This window comes from Enterobacter sp. FW301-JW81 (assembly GCF_058788735.1).
Genome location: NZ_JBYTBA010000001.1, coordinates 1,313,618 through 1,333,130, shown reverse-complemented (window position 1 = coordinate 1,333,130; position 19,513 = coordinate 1,313,618). Strand labels below are relative to the sequence as shown.

The window sequence follows — 19,513 nt, the reverse complement described above, 5'->3', positions numbered from 1 at the left end:
GTTGACAGATATTTTTCATGGGAGTAGATTGCGTTCCGTGGGACCGCTACCATGGAAAATAAAAGTGAACGCAAAAATTAAAGAACTCATTAATCTTATTTACGGGGAATCGTTTTCTGAAGCACAGCGTAATGTGCTACTGGAAAATATTGGAAAGGCCGCTTCTGTTATTACTGAAAAGCGTAAGGCGGGGTGGGATGAAAAAGACGTTGTTCTGATTACCTATGCCGATCAATTTTCGGCGAAAGGGGAGAAGTCACTGCCTGTTTTTACACGTTTTTATAACAAGTGGCTTTCTCACTCTTTTTCTCACGTCCATCTTTTACCATTTTATCCATGGTCTTCTGACGACGGATTTTCTGTCATTGATTATCATGAAGTTGCACCTGAAACCGGAACGTGGCGAGACGTTGCCGAATTAAAACAGTCAACCAGCTTGATGTTTGATTTCGTCTGCAACCATATGTCTGCCAAAAGCAAATGGTTTGCGAATTACCTTAAGCAAATACCCGGGTACGAAGATTTCTTCATTTCTGTCGATCCCAAAACAGACTTATCCGCGGTGACACGCCCGCGCGCATTACCTCTTCTTACGCCTTTCACGCTTCATGATGGCAGCGTGCGTCACCTGTGGACCACCTTCAGCGATGACCAGGTCGATCTCAATTTCGCTTCTCCGCTGGTGCTGATTGCGATGGTAGACGTCCTGCTGCATTACCTGATTGAAGGTGCGCGTTACATTCGTCTGGATGCCGTTGGGTTTATGTGGAAAATACCCGGAACATGCTGCATCCATCTTGAGCAAACCCACCAGCTCATCCAGCTTTTCCGCGCCATTACCGAGGCTGTGGCCCCCGGAACGGTGATTATCACTGAGACGAACGTTCCGCATAAAGATAACGTTGCTTACTTCGGTGACGGTGAAAATGAAGCACAGATGGTTTATCAGTTCTCTCTGCCCCCGCTTGTTTTGCATGCGGTGCATTGCCAGAATGTGCGTGCTCTCAATCAGTGGGCAGCGTCGCTAAAGCTGCCCTCAACGAAAACCACCTGGTTCAACTTCCTGGCCTCGCATGACGGCATTGGCCTTAATCCGTTACGTGGAATTTTACCTGAGTCAGAGATTCTTTCACTTGTGGAAAAACTGCAGGCCGAAGGGGCGCTGGTTAACTGGAAAAATAACCCGGATGGGACACGTAGCCCGTATGAAATTAATGTCACCTATCTGGATGCATTAAGCCCAGGTGACAGCAATGATGATCATCGTATCGCACGGTTTATTCTGGCTCACGCCGTGCTTTTAAGCTTCCCGGGTGTACCTGCTGTCTATATTCAAAGTATTCTTGGTTCCCGTAATGATTATGCTGGCGTTGAACGCCTGGGATACAACCGTGCGATAAACCGTGAGAAATACATCGCAGGACAAATTGATAGCGTGCTTGAGGATAAAACCAGCCTGCGTTATCAGGTCTATTCCAGATTAAGTCATTTAATTGCGCTGCGCCGGAAAGAAAAAGCATTCCATCCTGACGGTGATGCTTATTTTAGCGCGTCGGGGGAGCATGTTTTAAAAATTATTCGTGTTGCGGATTCTGGCGAGAAGATAACGGCAATATTTAATTTCAGCGATCGCACTCAAAGGATTGAATCCGATATTCAATCCGGAAGGGAGTTGATCGCCGGAAAGGATATTACAGATACGGCTCTGACCCTTACTCCATGGCAGGTGTTGTGGATTAAAGAAAACTAAAAAAGGACCTTAAACATGAGAATGCCCAGAATTGTGCTGATATCAGCACTGGTTTCGTGCGCCTTGTTATCAGGCTGCAAGGATGACAAACCGTCTGCTGTCACGATTGAGTTTATGCACTCGTCAGTAGAACAGGAGCGTCAGGCGGTTATTACGAAACTGATCGAAAAGTTCGAGAAAGAGAATCCTGGTATTACCGTAAAACAGGTGCCGGTGGAAGAAGATGCCTACAACACCAAGGTGATTACGCTGGCCAGAACGGGGGCATTGCCCGAAGTGATCGAAGTCAGCCATGACTACGCAAAAGTCATGGACAAGGAGCAGCTGCTGGATCGCAAGGCTATCGGCGAAGCCATTAAGGCGGTAGGGGAAGACACCTTCTATGACGGTATCCTGCGCGTCGTGCGTACGGAAGACGGCTCTGCCTGGACTGGCGTCCCCGTCAGTGCCTGGCTGTCCGGCGTCTGGTATCACAAGGATGTGCTTGCCGCAGCGGGTATTGAAGAGCCGCGTAACTGGGAACAGCTGTTGAAGGCCTGCCAGAGTCTTAACGACCCGGCTAAAAAACATTACGGCATTGCGCTGCCAACCGCAGAAAGCGTGATGACCGAACAGGCATTCTCCCAGTTTGCCCTGTCCGGCGGTGCGAACGTTTTTGATGCTAACGGGAATGTCGACATCGATACCCCTGAAATGGCGAAAGCCCTGGCATTTTACAAAGCCCTGGCCGCAACCACCATGCCTGGCTCCAACGATGTCATGGAGATCAAAGACGCCTTCATGAACGGTTCTGCGCCAATGGCCGTTTACTCCACCTACATCCTGCCGGCGGTCTTTAAAGACGGAAATCCGTCCAATCTGGGCTTTGTCGTCCCCACAGAAAAAACGTCTGCAGTCTACGGCATGGTCACATCTCTGACGATCACCACCGGCCAAACCGAAGATGAAACGAAAGCGGCAGAGAAGTTTGTCACCTGGATGGAACAGGCTCAACACGCCACTGACTGGGTAATGATGTCCCCGGGTGCGGCATTGCCAGTGAACAAGCTTGTGGTCGGCACGGATACCTGGAAAAACAACGATGTGATTAAAGCGTTTGGGCAACTGCCTTACGAACTGATCGCACAGTTCCCTAATGTGCAGGTGTTTGGTGCGGTGGGAGATAAAAACTTCACCCGCATGGGGGATGTGACGGGGTCCGGCATTATCAGTTCCATGGTGCATAACGTTACGGTGGGGCAACAAGCTCTCAGCGCGACCTTAAGCAACAGCCAGAAGCGACTGACTGACCTGATTTCACAACGATAGGAGCGCTTTGCGGAAGGAAATTATGAAGACGTTGTTTTCTGGTCGTTCAGATATGCCTTTCGCCATGCTGCTGTTGGCCCCCAGCCTGATTTTACTGGGGGGCCTGGTGGCCTGGCCGATGATTTCCAATATTGAAATCAGTTTTTTACGCTTGCCGCTTAACCCGCGCATTAACGCTGTGTTTGTCGGGCTCGACAATTACATTCGCATTCTCAGTGATGCGGCATTCTGGCATTCGCTGTGGATGACGTTCTGGTACACGGCACTGGTCGTGATGGGGAGCACGGTGCTGGGGCTGGCCGTAGCCATCTTCTTTAACCGGGAGTTTCGTCTGCGAAAAACGGCGCGTTCGCTGGTGATTTTGTCCTATGTCACCCCGTCCATTTCGCTGGTATTTGCCTGGAAATACATGTTCAACAACGGCTACGGCATCGTGAACTATCTGGGCGTTGACGTGCTGCATCTGTATGAGCAGGCCCCGCTGTGGTTTGACAATCCTGGCAGCAGCTTTGTGCTGGTGGTGCTGTTCGCCATCTGGCGTTACTTCCCGTACGCGTTCATTTCGTTCCTGGCAATTTTGCAGACCATTGATAAATCGCTGTATGAAGCCGCTGAAATGGACGGAGCAAATGCCTGGCAGCGTTTTCGCATCGTCACGCTGCCCGCGATTATGCCGGTGCTGGCAACGGTGGTCACGCTGCGCACTATCTGGATGTTCTACATGTTTGCGGATGTCTACCTGCTGACGACCAAGGTCGATATTTTAGGCGTCTATCTTTACAAAACTGCCTTCGCTTTCAACGATTTGGGTAAGGCAGCGGCTATCTCCGTCGTGCTGTTCGTGATCATCTTCGCGGTGATTCTGCTGACCAGAAAAAGGGTTAACCTCAATGGCAACAAATAAACGCGTGCTGGGTCGTATTGGTTTTTATCTGGGGCTGGCGGTGTTTCTGGTCATCACGCTGTTCCCGTTCTTCGTGATGTTAATGACGTCCTTAAAGAGCGCGAAAGAGGCGATATCGCTTCACCCGACCATACTGCCGCAGGAGTGGACGCTGCAGCATTACGTCGACATTTTTAACCCGCTGATTTTTCCGTTCGTGGACTATTTCAGAAACAGCATGGTGGTGTCATTGACCTCATCGGTGATTGCCGTGTTTCTCGGCACGCTGGGGGCTTACGCCTTATCCAGGCTGCGTTTTAAGGGCCGCACGACGATCAATGCGAGTTTTTACACCGTCTACATGTTCTCCGGGATATTGCTGGTGGTACCGCTGTTCAAAATCATCACTGCTCTGGGGATCTACGACACCGAGCTGGCGCTGATTATCACCATGGTGACCCAGACGTTACCGACAGCGGTGTTCATGCTGCGCAGTTATTTCGACACCATTCCGGACGAGATTGAAGAAGCCGCGATGATGGACGGCCTCAACCGTCTGCAAATCATCTTTCGCATCACCGTGCCGCTGGCGATTTCCGGCCTCGTATCGGTGTTCGTCTACTGCTTTATGGTGGCGTGGAACGACTACCTGTTTGCGTCCATTTTCCTGTCCAGCGCCAGCAATTTCACGCTGCCGGTTGGGCTGAATACGCTCTTTAGCACGCCAGATTATATCTGGGGTCGCATGATGGCGGCATCGCTGGTGACGGCGCTTCCGGTGGTCATCATGTACGCCCTGTCTGAACGTTTTATTAAAAGTGGTTTGACCGCCGGCGGCGTTAAGGGCTGAGGCGGCCAATATTTTTAACCAGGAGCAAGTCATGAAAAAGTTAGTTGCAACAGCGCCTCGTGTGGCGGCGCTGGTGGAATATGAAGATCGTCCGGTTGCCGTACATGAAGTGAAAGTTCGTGCACGCTTTGGCGCACCAAAACATGGAACTGAAGTGGTGGATTTCCGTGCGGCAAGTCCGTTTATCGATGAAGAGTTCAACGCGGAGTGGCAGATGTTTACCCCGCGTGAAGAGGGTTCGGCGCGCGGGATCGAATTCGGTAAGTTCCAACTGGGCAATATGATTGTAGGTGACATCATCGAATGCGGTGATGACGTCACTGAATACCAGACAGGCGATCGCGTCTGCTGCTACGCACCGCTGCAGGAGACGGTTATCGTGAATGCCGTTAACAACTACAAGCTGCGCAAAATGCCGCAGGGCGCCTCCTGGAAAAACGCCGTTTGTTACGATCCAGCGCAGTTTGCGATGAGCGGCGTGCGCGATGCCAACGTGCGGGTGGGTGATTTTGTGGTGGTGGTGGGGCTTGGGGCGATTGGACAGATCGCGATCCAACTGGCGAAAAAAGCCGGCGCGTCAATCGTCATCGGCGTCGATCCTATCGCACATCGTTGCGAAATTGCCCGTCGTCACGGGGCAGACCACTGCCTTAATCCGATCGGTACTGATGTCGGTCTTGAAATTAAAACGCTGACCGGAAAGCAGGGTGCGGACGTTATCATCGAAACCAGCGGCTTTGCAGATGCCCTACAGTCCGCGCTGCGAGGACTCGCCTACGGCGGCACCATCTCCTACGTCGCCTTCGCGAAGCCGTTCGCAGAAGGCTTCAATCTCGGTCGCGAAGCGCATTTCAATAACGCGAAGATTGTCTTCTCGCGCGCCTGCAGCGAACCCAATCCGGATTATCCACGCTGGAACCGCAAACGTATTGAAGAGACCTGCTGGGAACTGCTGATGAACGGTTATCTCAACTGCGAGGACCTGATCGACCCTGTGGTCACCTTTGCCTCCAGCGCTGAAAGCTACATGCAGTATGTCGATCGGCATCCTGAACTGAGCATCAAAATGGGCGTCACTTTTTAAGCTAAGGAGAGCAACAATGAAAATCGCAACCCAAAACCAGGCCTTTTTCCCAACCTCGATTCTGGAGAAGTTCCAGTACATCAAAGCGATGGGTTTTGATGGCTTTGAAATTGACGGCAAACTGCTGGTTGAGAACCTCGATGAGGTGAAAGCGGCTATCCACGCCACGGGGCTGCCGGTGACAACGGCCTGCGGCGGATATGATGGCTGGATTGGCGACTTTATTGAAGAACGTCGTCTGAACGGTTTAACTCAGATTGAACGCATTCTGGAAGCCCTGGCGGAAGTGGGCGGAAAGGGCATTATCGTGCCTGCCGCGTGGGGGATGTTTACCTTCCGCCTGCCACCGATGACCTCTCCACGCAGCCTTGAAGGCGACCGCAAAGCGGTGAGCGCTTCGCTACGCTGGCTGGATGAGGTGGCGGCGCGCACCGGAACGACCGTCTATCTTGAACCGCTGAACCGCTACCAGGATCACATGATCAACACCCTGGCGGACGCGCGTCGCTATATCGAAGAGAATGCGTTGAAGCACGTACAGATCATCGGCGACTTCTACCATATGAATATCGAAGAAGATTCGCTGACGGAGGCGCTGCATCGCAACCGGGATCTGCTTGGCCACGTCCACATTGCCGATAATCATCGCTATCAGCCGGGAAGCGGTAGCCTGGATTTTGCCAGCCTGTTCGATCAGCTGCGCGCGGATCGTTACCAGGGCTATGTGGTTTACGAGTGCCGTGTTCGCGCCGACGATCCGGCTCAGGCTTACCAGGATTCACTGACTTATTTGCGTGAATGCTAAGGATGGCGAGCGCGATGAGTCCTTCAACACCTTCGCTACTGCGCGTCGCCATAATTGGCGCCGGGCAGGTCGCGGAAAAAGTACATGCCTCGTACTACGCCACGCGCGGTGATGTTCAGATGGTGGCTGTCATGGATAGCCACCCCGAACAGGCACAGGCATTTGCGGAACGTCATGCCATCCCTTCTGCATGGCATGACGTGCGAGAGATGCTCGGGGCGGTTAAGCCGGATGTGGTGAGCGTTTGTTCACCTAACCGGTTTCATTTTGAACACGTTATGGCAGCGCTGGAAGCAGGCTGCCACGTGATGTGCGAAAAACCGCCGGCAATGACCCCGCAAGAGGCCGAACGGATGCGTAACGCCGCGCGCAAGGCGGGAAAAGTGCTGGCGTATGATTTTCACCATCGTTTCGCACTTGATACGCAATTGCTGCGTGAGGCCGTGATGAACGGTGCGCTGGGTGAAATTTATTTCACCACGGCCCAGGCGCTTCGGCGCTGCGGAGTGCCGGGCTGGGGCGTCTTCACCAACAAATCGTTACAGGGCGGAGGACCTCTGATTGATATCGGCATTCATATGCTTGATGCCGCGATGTACGTCCTGGGGTTCCCGGCGGTAAAAAGGGTGACGGCGCATAGCTTCCAGAGGCTGGGAAACCGCAAAAGCAGCGGCCAGTTTGGCGCGTGGGATCCCGCTCAGTTTACCGTTGAAGATGCCCTGTTTGGCACCATTGAATTTTGCAACGGCGGCATTCTGCGTCTGGATACGTCGTTTGCGCTCAATATTCGTGAGCAATCGATCATGAACGTCGCATTCTGCGGTGAAAAGGCGGGGGCCACGCTGTTCCCGGCGCACATCTACAACGACGAGGCCGGTCTTTTAGTCACCCTCACGCAGCGTGAGGAAGCTGATGACCAGCGCCATCTGCGCAGTATGGATGCCTTTGTACGGCATGTGCAGGGAGAGCCCGTCATGATTGCTGATGCAGAGCAGGGGCTGGTTATCCAGCAGCTTGTCGCCGCGCTGTATGAATCAGCAGAAACAGGGGAAAGCGTGACGTTATGCTAAACGTGTCTGTCTTAACCGATCCGGGCTTTTGTCCACACAGCCTGAATAAATACGCCTCCATCATGGCCTGCGGTAATGGCTACATGGGGATCCGCGCTACGCACGAAGAAGATTACACCCGGCAAACCCGAGGCATGTATCTGGCGGGCCTTTATCATCAGGCGGGTCGTAACGAGACCACTGAACTGATTAACCTGCCAGACATTACCGGTATTGATGTTGAGCTGGATGGCGTCAATTTCACCCTGCTTTCAGGAGATATCCTTGAGTGGCAGCGCGAGCTGGCGTTTGCCAATGGCGAACTCCGTCGCAGCGTCCTCTGGCGCTCACCCGACGGGAAACGCTATCGGCTGGAGAGTCGTCGTTTTGTATCGCTGGACCAGCTGCCGTTAGCGGCAATGCAGCTTTCGATCACGCCCCTTGATGCAGCCTCGCAGGTGGTACTGAAAACCGGCATTGACGCAACGCAAACCAATAGCGGCAGACAGCATCTGGATGAAATGTCGGTCAGAGTGTTCGACCAGCATTACATGCAGGGCGTGTATGAAACGCAGGACCGAGTCTCAGATGTTGTTGTGTCGGCGTTTTGCCAGCTCTCAACAAAGAGCGACAGCTGTTTCACCGCTAAAAATCGTCGTCTCAGCGTTCATCATTCGCTGACGATTGCGCGGGGTGACACTGTCACGCTCGAGAAAATCGTCTGGGTTACGCATCGCAGTGATAAAACCCTGTTGCAGGAGTCTTTCGCTCGCGACGCGCTGGCCGATCTCAAAGTCTGTGCGGCAAGGGGCTACGATGCGTTGCTTGAGAGCTCATCGTATGCCTGGAAAGAGGTCTGGCTTGACGCTCGGGTGGAAGTGACGTCAGCGGAACGCCAGGATCAGATCGCGCTGGATTATGCCGTCTGGCATCTGACCACCATGACGCCAGCCCATGATGAGCGAAGCAGTATCGCCGCCAAAGGGCTGACGGGAGAGGGGTATAAAGGCCACGTCTTCTGGGATACCGAAATTTTTCTGCTGCCTTTCCATCTCTTCACGCGTCCCCAGGTCGCCCGTAGCCTGCTGCGTTATCGCTGGATCAACCTGCCCGGGGCGCGGGAAAAAGCCCGTCGCAACGGCTGGCCTGGTGCGCTATTCCCGTGGGAAAGTGCTGCGAGCGGTCAGGAGGAGACGCCGGAGTTTGCCGCCATTAACATCCGAACGGGCACGCGCCAGAAGGTGGCCTCCGCGCTGGCGGAACACCACATCGTGGCGGACATCGCCTGGGCCGTCGTCGCGTACTGGCAGGCAACGCACGATGATGCCTTTATGCGCAATGAAGGTCTGACGTTGCTGATGGAAACCGCCGCCTTCTGGATGGGGCGCGTAACGGATATCAATGGTCGTCTGGAAATCCATGACGTGATTGGACCGGACGAATACACCGAGCACGTGAACAATAACGCCTATACCAACTATCTGGCCTGGCATAACGTTGCCTGCGCGTGCCGGTTTATGGCGATGTTTGGGCACGATGATGAAGGTTTTACGCAGAATGCCACACGGTTCCTGACGCGCTTATGGCTGCCGGAGGCCAATTCAGACGGTGTGATCCCACAGGATGACACCTTCATGGCGAAACCTGCTATCGATTTGAGTCGCTATAAAGAGAAAGCGGGTAAGCAGACCATTTTGCTCGACTATTCCCGCGCGGAAGTGAACGAGATGCAGATCCTAAAGCAGGCTGATGTGGTGATGCTTAACTACCTGTTGCCAGAGCGGTTTACGTCGCAGCAATGTGTCGCCAACCTGGCGTTCTACGAGCCCCGTACGATCCATGACTCTTCGTTGAGCAAGGCCATTCACGGCATTGTGACTGCCCGCTGTGGTGATACCGAAGGAGCCTATGCCTTCTGGCGTGATGGTGTCGCTATCGATCTGGGGGACGATCCGCACAGCAGTGATGACGGTATTCATGCCGCAGCCACCGGCGCGATCTGGTCCGGCGTAATTCAGGGATTTGCCGGTATGCAGATTATGGAAGGGGAGTTGCATCTTGCGCCGAAATTACCAGTCCACTGGCGAAGACTTGCTTTTCCGTTGCGCTGGCGGAACGCACGGCTGCGCTTCACGTTTGAAAATGACGTTTTAACCATCGATACCACCGCGCCCGTCACGTTAACCCTGTGGGGTAAAACGGTGTGCATATCGGCGCGGCAGACACTGACGCGTAGGGAATTTCTTGCATCTTTTAATGGGACCGCTACCACGGAGGCCAGCCATGAAGCCTGAAGCCGTTGTATTCGATCTTGATGGTGTTATCACCGATACCGCGCATCTGCACTTTCTTGCCTGGCGTGCCGTGGCGCAGGAGATTGGCATTTCCATCGATGAGGCCTTCAACGAGGAGCTGAAGGGAATTAGCCGCATGGAATCTTTGCAGCGGATCCTGCGACAGGGTGCAAAAGAGGGGGCGTTTAGCGACAAACAGTGTCTGGCGCTTGCGAGTAAAAAAAATGCGCTTTATGTCCAGTCTCTGGCGTCGTTGACGCAGGACTCTCTGCTTCCCGGCATCCGCGACGTACTGGCGGAAATACGTGCGGCGAAGGTCAAAATCGGGCTCGCCTCCGTTTCCCTGAATGCGCCTGGAATATTGCATGCGCTGGGTATTCAGAACGCTTTTGATTTTTGCGCCGATGCCTCACTTATTGTCTGTTCGAAACCAGACCCGGAGATCTTCCTCGCAGCCTGCGCAGGTCTGAATGTCCGTCCTGAAGCGGCCATGGGGATTGAAGATGCCCCCGCCGGCGTTGAGGCGATCAACGCCGCGGGAATGCTATCAGTTGGGATTGGCTCTGGCCTGATCCATGCGGGTTTACAGCTTCATTCAACGCGGGAACTGACCTGGAAATGCCTGACCGATTTCTGGGCATCCCGGACGTATTGATAAGGAATTAACAATGGCCCAACTGTCACTGAAACATATTCAGAAAATATACGATAACCAGGTCCACGTGGTTAAGGATTTCAATCTCGACATTGAGGACAAAGAGTTTATCGTTTTCGTCGGTCCGTCAGGCTGCGGCAAATCGACGACGCTGCGCATGATTGCGGGGCTGGAAGAGATCTCCGCGGGTGAACTGGTCATTGACGGCGTTTGCATGAACGACGTGCCAGCCAAGTCTCGCGACATTGCCATGGTATTCCAGAACTATGCGCTTTATCCGCACATGACGGTCTACGACAACATGGCGTTTGGCCTGAAAATGCAAAAAATTGCGCCCGCGGTGATTGAGGAGCGCGTTAACTGGGCGGCCCAGATCCTCGGTTTACGGGAATATCTCAAGCGTAAGCCGGGTGCGTTGTCGGGCGGCCAGCGCCAGCGCGTGGCGTTAGGCCGGGCAATCGTGCGCGAAGCGGGCGTCTTCCTGATGGATGAGCCGTTATCCAACCTTGATGCCAAGCTTCGCGTGCAGATGCGGGCTGAAATCAGCAAGCTGCATCAGAAGCTCAATACCACGATGATTTACGTGACCCACGATCAGACGGAAGCGATGACGATGGCTACCCGCATCGTTATCCTGAAGGATGGCATTATTCAGCAGGTGGGGGCACCGAAGCAGGTTTATAACGAACCGGCGAATATGTTTGTCGCAGGGTTCATCGGCTCACCTGCCATGAACTTTATTCGCGGCGCGCTGGACGATCGTTATTTCGTGACGGAAACCCTGCGCCTGGCGATCCCGGAAGAGACGCTCGCGGCGCTCAATAACGCGGGATATCAGCGTAAAGCCGTGGTCTTTGGGATCCGCCCGGAAGATATTCTGACGCTTCAGAACCGTGATGACGACATTGCTGCGAAAGTCAGCGTAGCCGAATTGACGGGGGCGGAGTTCATGCTCTATGCCACCGTTGGCGGGCATGAGCTGGTTGTTCGCGCTGGAGCCGCGAATGATTATGCCGCAGGGGATAATATCGGCATTCAGTTCGATATGAATAAGTGCCATTTCTTCGACGCTGAAACCGAAGCGGCTATTAGATAAGAAAGGTGTTCGCCGGAAATGAAAATTTCCGGTTTTTTTATTTGTTACTTATAAAGGGAATATTTAATGAGTACTCTACTAAAAAGTGCTGCGCTCGTTCTGTGCGCAGGGGTTAGCTACGCACAAGCATCAGAAACAGCTAAGCAGTGGGAATTTAATATTGGTGCAATGTATGAAATTGAAAACGTCGAAGGTCAGGGCGACGATAAAGATGGATTATATGAACCTTCCGTGTGGTTTAATGCAACCTGGGATGCGTGGACGCTTTCGCTGGCAATGTATCAGGAAGGACCGGTTGATTACAGCAGTATGACCCGCGGCACCTATTTTGATCGTCCTGAATTTGAATTACGCTATCGCTTTATCGGCACCGAAGATTTCACACTCGGCCTGACCGGCGGTTTCCGTAATTATGGCTATCACTTCAAAGATGAACACGGCGCGAAGGACGGCAGTGCAAATATGCAGCGCTATAAGGTTCAGCCTGACTGGGATATTAAATTAACCGACGACTGGCGTTTTGGCGGCTGGTTTGCCATGTATCAGTTCGCCAACGATCTGGAGAAAACCGGCTATGCTGACAGCCGCGTCGAAACCGAAACGGGCTTCACCTGGACCATTAACGAAACCTTTGCAGCAAAAGTGAATTACTATTTAGAACGTGGATTTAATATGGACAGCTCTCGTAATAACGGCGAATTTTCGACGCAGGAAATTCGTGCGTATCTGCCCATTTCGTTAGGCCAGACCACGCTCACGCCTTATACCCGCCTGGGGCTTGACCGCTGGTCTAACTGGGACTGGCAGGACGATCCCGAGCGTGAAGGACATGATTTCAACCGGCTCGGTCTCCTCTACGCCTATGATTTCAACAATGGTTTATCCATGACGCTGGAATATGCCTACGAGTGGGAAAACCATGATGAAGGCGAAAGCGACCGCTTCCACTATGCGGGTGTTGGCGTAAACTACGCGTTCTGACCAACGGCGCGCCAGGGGCATTAAGCCCCTGGTTTTAGCGAAGTGAGGCAGCCAACAAAAAATGGGTATCAACAAGCACTTTTTGCGGGGCGGGATGGCCGGCAATACGCCTGAAAAGAAGATCGCAACTCTCTTCACCCAGCTTACGGGTGGGAATATCAAAGCCGCCCGGCGCTGGCGTTAAAATGAGAGACAGCATCGGGTCACTGTATCCGGCTATCACTACCTGCTCTGGGATCATCAGATTTAACTCATCCGCCGCGCGATAGAGGCTGAGTAACTTCATGCTGTCGGTAGCAAAAACCGCATCAGGCGGAGTGGGTGAGGATAATAATTCAAGCGCCGCCGCAAGCGCGCTCTCATGGGTATATCCTCCATCCATGATCCAGCCCGGTGTAAGGGCAATGTTATGCTTTTCCAGGCTGGCTTTATAGCCTGCAAGACGATCAATCGAAACATGATAATCAAGTGGCGCATGCAGACAGGCAATTTTACGGCGACCATTTTTAATAAAGGTTTCCGTCAGCGTTGCGCTGTCATGAAAATTATCCGTATCGACGGAATATATATTCCGATAATCACCTTCTACTTTACCGATGACCACTACCGGTACGCCATAGGGATCCAGCGTGCTGAAAAAGGATTCATTTGCCGGTGAACTTAGCATAATGATCCCTTTGATCATCTTCTGTTTTATTTTACTTACACATTTCAGCAGATCGTCTTCACTGCTTTTTGACGTTTGCAAAATAACATCAAAACCTTCCTCTTCCGCTTTTGCCGTAATGGCATGAAGGACATCGGAGAAAAAAGGGTTACCGGCGGTGGTTTTGGTTGAGCGGGTCGAAATAACCATAATGGCGTCGAAACCCGAAGAGGTCAGGGCACGGGCCAGTTTGTTGGGTTGATAATTTAATTCGTCAATCGCCTTCAGCACTTTTTCACGCGCTTCGGGAGAAATATTGGTTTGTTTATTCAGAACGCGGGAAACGGTTGATTTCGATACGCCCGCAACCCGTGCGATATCATAAATGGTGGGTGACATACACCTTACTCACTCCGGACTGACAGCAATGCCGTTCATCTTACTGGAGAGAAAACGGCAATAGCAATAAATAAGAATTGATAATCAACGATCTGCCCCCATTTATTGTATTCTGAAGCAATGCATTCAAGGCTTCCGGGCAACGAAGGACGGCGATGAAGCGACTTAAAAACGAACTCAATTCACTGATGAACCGCGGCGTTGACCGTCATCTGCGTCTGGCGGTAACAGGGCTGAGCCGCAGCGGTAAGACGGCGTTTATCACCGCGATGGTGAACCAGCTACTGAACCTGCACGCAGGTGCGCGCCTGCCGCTGCTGGGCGCGGTGCGGGAAGAGCGTCTGCTGGGCGTTAAGCGCGTCCCCCAGCGCGATTTTGGCATTCCACGTTTTACCTATGACGAAGGGCTGGCGCAGCTTTATGGCGATCCGCCTACGTGGCCGACGCCGACGCGAGGGGTCAGTGAAATTCGCCTTGCGCTGCGTTTCCGCTCCAATGAATCCCTGATGCGCCATTTTAAGGATACTTCCACCCTGTACCTTGAAATCGTCGATTACCCCGGCGAATGGCTACTCGATCTGCCGATGCTGGCGCAGGACTACCTTAGCTGGTCCCGGCAGATGACCGGGTTATTGCAGGGGCAGCGCGCCGGGTGGTCGGCCAAATGGCGTCAGCTGTGCGCAGGCTTAGACCCGCTTGCCCCGGCAGATGAAAACCGCCTGGCGGCCATTGCCGAAGCCTGGACGGCGTATCTGCATCAATGTAAGCAGGAAGGGCTGCACTTCATTCAGCCGGGGCGTTTTGTTCTGCCGGGTGATTTAGCGGGCGCGCCGGCGCTTCAGTTCTTCCCGTGGCCGGATGTGGATGGGGCTGGCGAGTCGAAGCTGGCGCAGGCCGACAGGCACACCAACGCCGGAATGCTGCGCGAGCGTTACAATTACTACTGTGAGAAAGTGGTCAAGGGATTCTATAAAAACCACTTTCTGCGTTTTGACCGCCAGATTGTGCTGGTGGATTGCCTGCAGCCGCTTAACAGTGGGCCACAGGCATTCAACGATATGCGCCTCGCGCTGACGCAGCTGATGCAAAGTTTTCACTACGGGCAGCGGACGCTGTTCCGTCGTCTGTTCTCACCGGTGATCGACAAACTGCTCTTTGCGGCCACCAAAGCCGATCACGTTACGGTCGACCAGCATGCCAATATGGTGTCGCTGCTGCAGCAGCTGGTGCAGGACGCCTGGCAAAACGCCGCCTTCGAAGGGATCAGCATGGATTGCCTGGGGCTCGCGTCCGTGCAGGCGACGCAAAGCGGCCTGATTGACCTCAACGGCGAGAAAATACCCGCATTACGCGGAAATCGACTCAGCGACGGCGAAGCGCTTACCGTATATCCGGGCGAAGTGCCCGCGCGGCTGCCGGGCCCGGCCTTCTGGCAGAGCCAGGGCTTCCAGTTTGAAGCCTTCCGTCCGCAGGTCATGAGCGTCGACCGGCCGTTACCGCACATCCGTCTGGATGCGGCGCTGGAGTTTTTGATTGGAGATAAATTGCGATGACGGAACCGTTAAAACCGCGTATAGACTTTACCGGAACGCTTGAGCATGAGCAGCAGGAGGCGTTTAAAATGGCGCAGACGTTCAGCGGCACGCAGGCTGATAACTTTGCCCCGGCGCTGACGGAGGAGCCTGACGTTGAGGAAGGTCCCGCGGAGGCGGCCGTGGAAGCTGCGTTGCGTCCGAAACGCAGCCTGTGGCGTAGAATGGTGACCGCGGGTCTGGCGCTGTTTGGCGCAAGCGTGATTGGGCAGGGCGTACAGTGGACCATGAATGCCTGGCAAACCCAGGACTGGGTCGCGCTGGGCGGGTGTGCCGCGGGTGCGCTGATTGTGGGGGCGGGCGTCGGGTCGGTTGCCACCGAGTGGCGTCGGCTCTGGCGTCTGCGACAGCGCGCGCATGAGCGTGACGTCGCCCGGGATCTGCTCCACAGTCACGGCACCGGCAAAGGCCGTGCGTTCTGTGAAAAGCTGGCCAGCCAGGCCGGGATCGATCAGTCGCACCCGGCGCTTCAGCGCTGGTATGCCGCCATTCATGAAACCCAGAACGATCGGGAAGTGGTGACGCTCTATTCACATATGGTTCAGCCGGTGCTGGATGCTCAGGCGCGACGCGAGATTGGCCGTTCTGCGGCGGAATCAACGCTGATGATCGCCGTCAGCCCGCTGGCGCTGGTCGATATGGCCTTTATCGCCTGGCGTAACCTGCGCCTGATCAACCGTATCGCTAACCTTTACGGCATAGAGCTGGGTTACTACAGCCGGCTCAGACTGTTTAAACTGGTTCTGCTCAATATCGCGTTTGCCGGCGCGAGTGAGCTGGTGCGCGAAGTGGGAATGGACTGGATGTCGCAGGATCTTGCGGCGCGTCTTTCTACCCGTGCCGCCCAGGGTATCGGTGCCGGATTATTAACCGCACGTCTGGGAATTAAAGCGATGGAAGTCTGTCGTCCGCTGCCCTGGATCGATGGCGATAAGCCCCGGCTGGGGGATTTCAGGCGTGAACTGATCGGCCAGCTCAAAGAAACGCTCAATAAAAAACCTGCCCCGTGAGGTTTTGTTCACTAATCGTGCTGGCTGTCAATATTTCTTGACAGCCATCTTCCTGATCGCCGTGTTCTGACATATCATTTTACTGTTATTGGCTTAAAACGGTGAATTTCCCATGCGTCTTGAAGTCTTCTGTGAAGACCGTCTCGGTCTGACCCGCGAATTACTCGATCTTCTTGTTTTGCGTAGCATTGATTTACGTGGCATTGAGATCGATCCTGTCGGGCGAATTTACCTCAATTTTGCCGAAATTGAATTTAATACATTCAGTAGCCTGATGGCGGAAATCCGCCGTATCGCTGGCGTTACGGATGTACGCACCATTCCCTGGATGCCGTCTGAGCGTGAGCACCTGGCGCTGAGCGCGCTGCTGGAAGCCATGCCGGAGCCGTTCCTCTCCCTGGATTTGAAAAGTAAAGTGGAGCGCGTTAACCACGCGAGCTGCCAGCTTTTCGCACAGAGCCAGGAGAAGCTCAGCAACCACAACGCCGCGCAGCTGATCCCGGGTTTCAACTTCCAGCGCTGGCTGGACAGCAATCCGCAGAACACCCATAGCGAGCATGTAGTGATTAACGGGCAGAATTTCCTGATGGAGATCACGCCGGTCTATCTGAAAGGGGAAGGGAATACCCGCGTGTTGACCGGGGCGGTGATCATGCTGCGGTCGACGTTACGCATGGGCCGTCAGCTGCAGAATATTTCCAGCCAGGATGTGGGCGCCTTTAGCCAGATTATTGCCGTCAGCTCGAAAATGCGCCATGTCGTTGACCAGGCACGCAAGCTCGCAAGCCTGACCGCGCCGCTGCTGATTACCGGCGATACCGGCACCGGGAAAGACCTGCTGGCGCACGCCGTGCACCTGGCGAGCCCGCGTGCGGCAAAACCGTATCTGGCGCTTAACTGCGCCTCAATCCCGGAAGATGCCGTCGAAAGCGAGCTGTTTGGTCATGCTCCGGAAGGCAAGAAAGGGTTCTTCGAGCAGGCGAACGGTGGCTCTGTGCTGCTGGACGAGATCGGCGAAATGTCGCCGCGCATGCAGGCTAAGCTGCTGCGTTTTCTGAACGACGGAACGTTCCGCCGCGTCGGTGAGGATCACGAAGTGCATGTGGACGTGCGCGTCATTTGCGCCACCCAGAAAAACCTGGTCGAACTGGTGCAAAAGGGGATCTTCCGCGAGGATCTCTATTACCGCCTCAACGTCCTGACGCTGAATATTCCCCCGCTGCGCGATTGTCCGCAGGACATCATGCCGTTAACGGAGCTGTTTGTGGCCCGCTTTGCCGACGAGCAGGGAGTTCCGCGTCCGAAGCTTTCTGCCGATCTCGGTACGGTGCTAATGCGCTACGGCTGGCCGGGCAACATTCGTCAGCTTAAGAACGCCGTCTATCGTGCGCTGACCCAGCTCGAAGGCTATGAGTTGCGTCCGCAGGATATTCTATTGCCTGATTACGACGCCGGAACGGTATCGGTAGGCGAAGAGGCGATGGAAGGTTCGCTGGACGACATCACCAGCCGTTTCGAACGCTCGGTGCTGACGCAGCTGTATCGCAGCTATCCCAGCACCCGCAAGCTGGCAAAACGTCTTGGCGTCTCGCACACCGCGATTGCGAATAAGCTCCGCGAGTACGGTTTGAATCACAAGAAGGGTGACGAATAACAAAAAGCCTCTGTAAAGAGGCTTTTTTATTTTGCGCTTATTCCTTCGCCAGAGGCGTGGTCACGATTTCGGTTTTTGTCTCTCCCTGAATCGACGCAATCCGGCTTTCGACGTCTTTTACCTGCTGCGGGCTGTGAAGCAGGGTATAGGTCAGGTCAAACTGCGCGCTGGCGCCAGGCTGCAGTTGCTTAACGCGCTTCTGCTCGCGTTCAATGGTGACGGGATAGGCGTAGCTGGTACCCGGCTCAATGCCCGTGACATACCCTTGCTTCAGCGTGTCGGTATTTTTCCATAAGGTCAGAACGGGCAGCTGACGGGTGTCAAACTGGATTGACGCGCCTTTATCGCCGGCTTTATTGACCACTGCCGCGAGCGTTTCATGCTTATTGTCCGCAAGTGGTTTGATGTTAAAGACCATCTCATCAAAGCCTTTTGTCGGCCCGGCATAGGTTTGCCAGTCGTTAACGCCCGCTTTTGCGTAATCATTGAACGGGCTCACGCTTACCGCTGGCGCAAGGAAACGTGCGCCTTCTTCGAGGATCGGCGTCCCGAAGTTGCTGTGATAGATGATCTGGTAATCATGAGGATAATCTGCATGGTTTGTCAGCACGTCGTGCAGGCTGAACTGGTTGGTTCCAGGAACGTAACGCAGCTCGGTCATGGTTTGCAGATCCGCTTTTTTAAACGTGCTCTCCTTGATCAACCCCCGAACGCGGATCTCATGCGGAGCGGCATCCGCAACCTCGACTTCTACCTGCGATACTGGAGTATTACCGGCCTTGCCGTGAAGGGTATAAATCTGTCCGTCAGCGGTGACCGGGTGTCCTGTCCACTCATAGCCACAGCGCACCATCATCTCGTTGAAACCATCCAGCCAGCCGAGACCGTTTCGGCTTTCCAGATTGATATACGCCGGGTTCACAACTTCTTTAACGGGCGAATTCCACCCCAGCCGGGTGCCAAACCCTTCAACGTGCAGAAGGTTCATCCCGCGCGTCGGGCTCAGGGCAATGGTCAGGCCGTCTTTACTGCTAATAACGATGATTTTACTGCCTTCCTGTTTACCGCCGTGTAAGACTTTTTGCTCAATGCTGAACGTTTGATCTTTAACGTTCAGCTCATCACTGGAAATCTTCCAGTTTCCTTTTTCTACGCTGCTTTCAGCGCTTGTCAGCACCCAGGTTTTAGCCGCTGCATGGCCAGAAATCAGTACCGCAAGGAGCGAAAAAGCGAGTTTGATCTTCATATTTTATCCCTTTTGCTGAAACGATTATTTTCTTTCGTAAGCAAATCTAATGTTTAGACAGAAAGGGAAATGTGATGAGCCTCACTGGAGGAAAAAACAGGCAATTTTAACGATAGCAGTGTGTTGATGGTCACGTTAATGTTGGATGTATGAGTTTTTGTTGCATAATTAATGTGAATTTCGAGTGCTAATGCTTTAACGATTCAGCTTA

Annotated in this window: 16 protein-coding genes; 14 read left to right on the top strand and 2 right to left on the bottom strand. The window is 53.8% G+C overall.

Annotated features, from left to right (window positions below):
• Positions 1-64: 64 nt before the first annotated feature.
• The 11 genes from AC3WOK_RS06310 (at position 65) to AC3WOK_RS06260 (ending at position 12,755) form a co-directional block, all read left to right on the top strand.
• Positions 65-1,750: a sugar phosphorylase gene (locus AC3WOK_RS06310; RefSeq protein WP_492354187.1), complete on the top strand. Its 1,686-nt coding sequence runs from the start codon at positions 65-67 to the stop codon at positions 1,748-1,750.
• Between the two features lie 15 nt (positions 1,751-1,765).
• Positions 1,766-3,058, top strand: coding sequence for an ABC transporter substrate-binding protein (locus AC3WOK_RS06305; protein ID WP_492354186.1), 1,293 nt, complete (start codon positions 1,766-1,768; stop codon positions 3,056-3,058).
• 22 nt (positions 3,059-3,080) lie between these two features.
• Positions 3,081-3,962 (top strand): carbohydrate ABC transporter permease, encoded by an 882-nt coding sequence (locus tag AC3WOK_RS06300; RefSeq protein ID WP_063431292.1) that lies wholly within the window; start codon positions 3,081-3,083, stop codon positions 3,960-3,962.
• Positions 3,949-4,791 (top strand): carbohydrate ABC transporter permease, encoded by an 843-nt coding sequence (locus tag AC3WOK_RS06295; protein ID WP_059309892.1) that lies wholly within the window; start codon positions 3,949-3,951, stop codon positions 4,789-4,791. Before AC3WOK_RS06300 ends, AC3WOK_RS06295 begins: the two co-directional genes overlap by 14 nt.
• 31 nt (positions 4,792-4,822) lie before the next feature.
• Positions 4,823-5,875: a D-guloside 3-dehydrogenase gene (gene ycjQ, locus AC3WOK_RS06290; RefSeq protein ID WP_492354185.1), complete on the top strand. Its 1,053-nt coding sequence runs from the start codon at positions 4,823-4,825 to the stop codon at positions 5,873-5,875.
• A 16-nt stretch (positions 5,876-5,891) separates the two neighbouring features.
• The gene (gene ycjR / locus AC3WOK_RS06285; RefSeq protein ID WP_492354184.1) at positions 5,892-6,680 is read left to right on the top strand and encodes a 3-dehydro-D-guloside 4-epimerase; all 789 of its coding nucleotides are present in this window, start codon (positions 5,892-5,894) and stop codon (positions 6,678-6,680) included.
• Between the two features lie 2 nt (positions 6,681-6,682).
• Entirely contained in the window at positions 6,683-7,750 is a 1,068-nt protein-coding gene (gene ycjS / locus AC3WOK_RS06280; RefSeq protein ID WP_264437648.1) for a D-glucoside 3-dehydrogenase, read from the top strand.
• Complete coding sequence (locus AC3WOK_RS06275; protein WP_492354183.1) at positions 7,744-10,023, top strand: glycoside hydrolase family 65 protein; 2,280 nt, start codon at positions 7,744-7,746, stop codon at positions 10,021-10,023. Before ycjS ends, AC3WOK_RS06275 begins: the two co-directional genes overlap by 7 nt.
• A complete protein-coding gene (pgmB, locus tag AC3WOK_RS06270) occupies positions 10,013-10,678 on the top strand; it encodes a beta-phosphoglucomutase (RefSeq protein ID WP_492354182.1) in 666 nt (221 codons plus the stop codon). The genes AC3WOK_RS06275 and pgmB overlap by 11 nt, the downstream gene beginning before the upstream one ends.
• Before the next feature lie 13 nt (positions 10,679-10,691).
• Positions 10,692-11,774 (top strand): ABC transporter ATP-binding protein, encoded by a 1,083-nt coding sequence (locus AC3WOK_RS06265; protein ID WP_063431280.1) that lies wholly within the window; start codon positions 10,692-10,694, stop codon positions 11,772-11,774.
• 66 nt (positions 11,775-11,840) lie between these two features.
• On the top strand, positions 11,841-12,755 hold the full coding sequence (locus AC3WOK_RS06260; RefSeq protein WP_063431278.1) for an OmpG family monomeric porin: 915 nt from the start codon (positions 11,841-11,843) through the stop codon (positions 12,753-12,755).
• A gap of 34 nt (positions 12,756-12,789) precedes the next feature.
• Here the strand turns inward: AC3WOK_RS06260 and AC3WOK_RS06255 are convergent, their stop codons facing one another.
• The gene (locus tag AC3WOK_RS06255; RefSeq protein WP_063956583.1) at positions 12,790-13,800 is read right to left on the bottom strand and encodes a LacI family DNA-binding transcriptional regulator; all 1,011 of its coding nucleotides are present in this window, start codon (positions 13,798-13,800) and stop codon (positions 12,790-12,792) included.
• Positions 13,801-13,955: 155 nt separating this feature from the next.
• Here AC3WOK_RS06255 and AC3WOK_RS06250 point away from each other — a divergent pair, with 155 nt between their 5' ends.
• From AC3WOK_RS06250 to tyrR, 3 genes are all read left to right on the top strand, one after another.
• The gene (locus AC3WOK_RS06250; protein WP_063956581.1) at positions 13,956-15,353 is read left to right on the top strand and encodes a YcjX family GTP-binding protein; all 1,398 of its coding nucleotides are present in this window, start codon (positions 13,956-13,958) and stop codon (positions 15,351-15,353) included.
• On the top strand, positions 15,350-16,402 hold the full coding sequence (locus AC3WOK_RS06245) for a TIGR01620 family protein (RefSeq protein WP_492354181.1): 1,053 nt from the start codon (positions 15,350-15,352) through the stop codon (positions 16,400-16,402). Before AC3WOK_RS06250 ends, AC3WOK_RS06245 begins: the two co-directional genes overlap by 4 nt.
• Before the next feature lie 112 nt (positions 16,403-16,514).
• Entirely contained in the window at positions 16,515-18,056 is a 1,542-nt protein-coding gene (tyrR, locus tag AC3WOK_RS06240; RefSeq protein WP_492354180.1) for a transcriptional regulator TyrR, read from the top strand.
• A 37-nt stretch (positions 18,057-18,093) separates the two neighbouring features.
• On the opposite strand, the gene AC3WOK_RS06235 is transcribed toward tyrR, so the two are convergent.
• Positions 18,094-19,302: an aldose 1-epimerase family protein gene (locus tag AC3WOK_RS06235; RefSeq protein WP_492354179.1), complete on the bottom strand. Its 1,209-nt coding sequence runs from the start codon at positions 19,300-19,302 to the stop codon at positions 18,094-18,096.
• Positions 19,303-19,513: the final 211 nt, after the last annotated feature.

Excerpts from the sequence above, each read along its gene's own strand:
- AC3WOK_RS06305 (WP_492354186.1), top strand. The coding sequence starts at position 1,766 with ATGAGAATGCCCAGAATTGTGCTGATATCAGCACTGGTTTCGTGCGCC.
- AC3WOK_RS06300 (WP_063431292.1), top strand. The coding sequence starts at position 3,081 with ATGAAGACGTTGTTTTCTGGTCGTTCAGATATGCCTTTCGCCATGCTG.
- AC3WOK_RS06295 (WP_059309892.1), top strand. The coding sequence starts at position 3,949 with ATGGCAACAAATAAACGCGTGCTGGGTCGTATTGGTTTTTATCTGGGG.
- ycjQ (WP_492354185.1), top strand. The coding sequence starts at position 4,823 with ATGAAAAAGTTAGTTGCAACAGCGCCTCGTGTGGCGGCGCTGGTGGAA.
- ycjR (WP_492354184.1), top strand. The coding sequence starts at position 5,892 with ATGAAAATCGCAACCCAAAACCAGGCCTTTTTCCCAACCTCGATTCTG.
- ycjS (WP_264437648.1), top strand. The coding sequence starts at position 6,683 with ATGGCGAGCGCGATGAGTCCTTCAACACCTTCGCTACTGCGCGTCGCC.
- AC3WOK_RS06275 (WP_492354183.1), top strand. The coding sequence starts at position 7,744 with ATGCTAAACGTGTCTGTCTTAACCGATCCGGGCTTTTGTCCACACAGC.
- pgmB (WP_492354182.1), top strand. The coding sequence starts at position 10,013 with ATGAAGCCTGAAGCCGTTGTATTCGATCTTGATGGTGTTATCACCGAT.
- AC3WOK_RS06265 (WP_063431280.1), top strand. The coding sequence starts at position 10,692 with ATGGCCCAACTGTCACTGAAACATATTCAGAAAATATACGATAACCAG.
- AC3WOK_RS06260 (WP_063431278.1), top strand. The coding sequence starts at position 11,841 with ATGAGTACTCTACTAAAAAGTGCTGCGCTCGTTCTGTGCGCAGGGGTT.
- AC3WOK_RS06255 (WP_063956583.1), bottom strand. The coding sequence starts at position 13,800 with ATGTCACCCACCATTTATGATATCGCACGGGTTGCGGGCGTATCGAAA.
- AC3WOK_RS06250 (WP_063956581.1), top strand. The coding sequence starts at position 13,956 with ATGAAGCGACTTAAAAACGAACTCAATTCACTGATGAACCGCGGCGTT.
- AC3WOK_RS06245 (WP_492354181.1), top strand. The coding sequence starts at position 15,350 with ATGACGGAACCGTTAAAACCGCGTATAGACTTTACCGGAACGCTTGAG.
- tyrR (WP_492354180.1), top strand. The coding sequence starts at position 16,515 with ATGCGTCTTGAAGTCTTCTGTGAAGACCGTCTCGGTCTGACCCGCGAA.
- AC3WOK_RS06235 (WP_492354179.1), bottom strand. The coding sequence starts at position 19,302 with ATGAAGATCAAACTCGCTTTTTCGCTCCTTGCGGTACTGATTTCTGGC.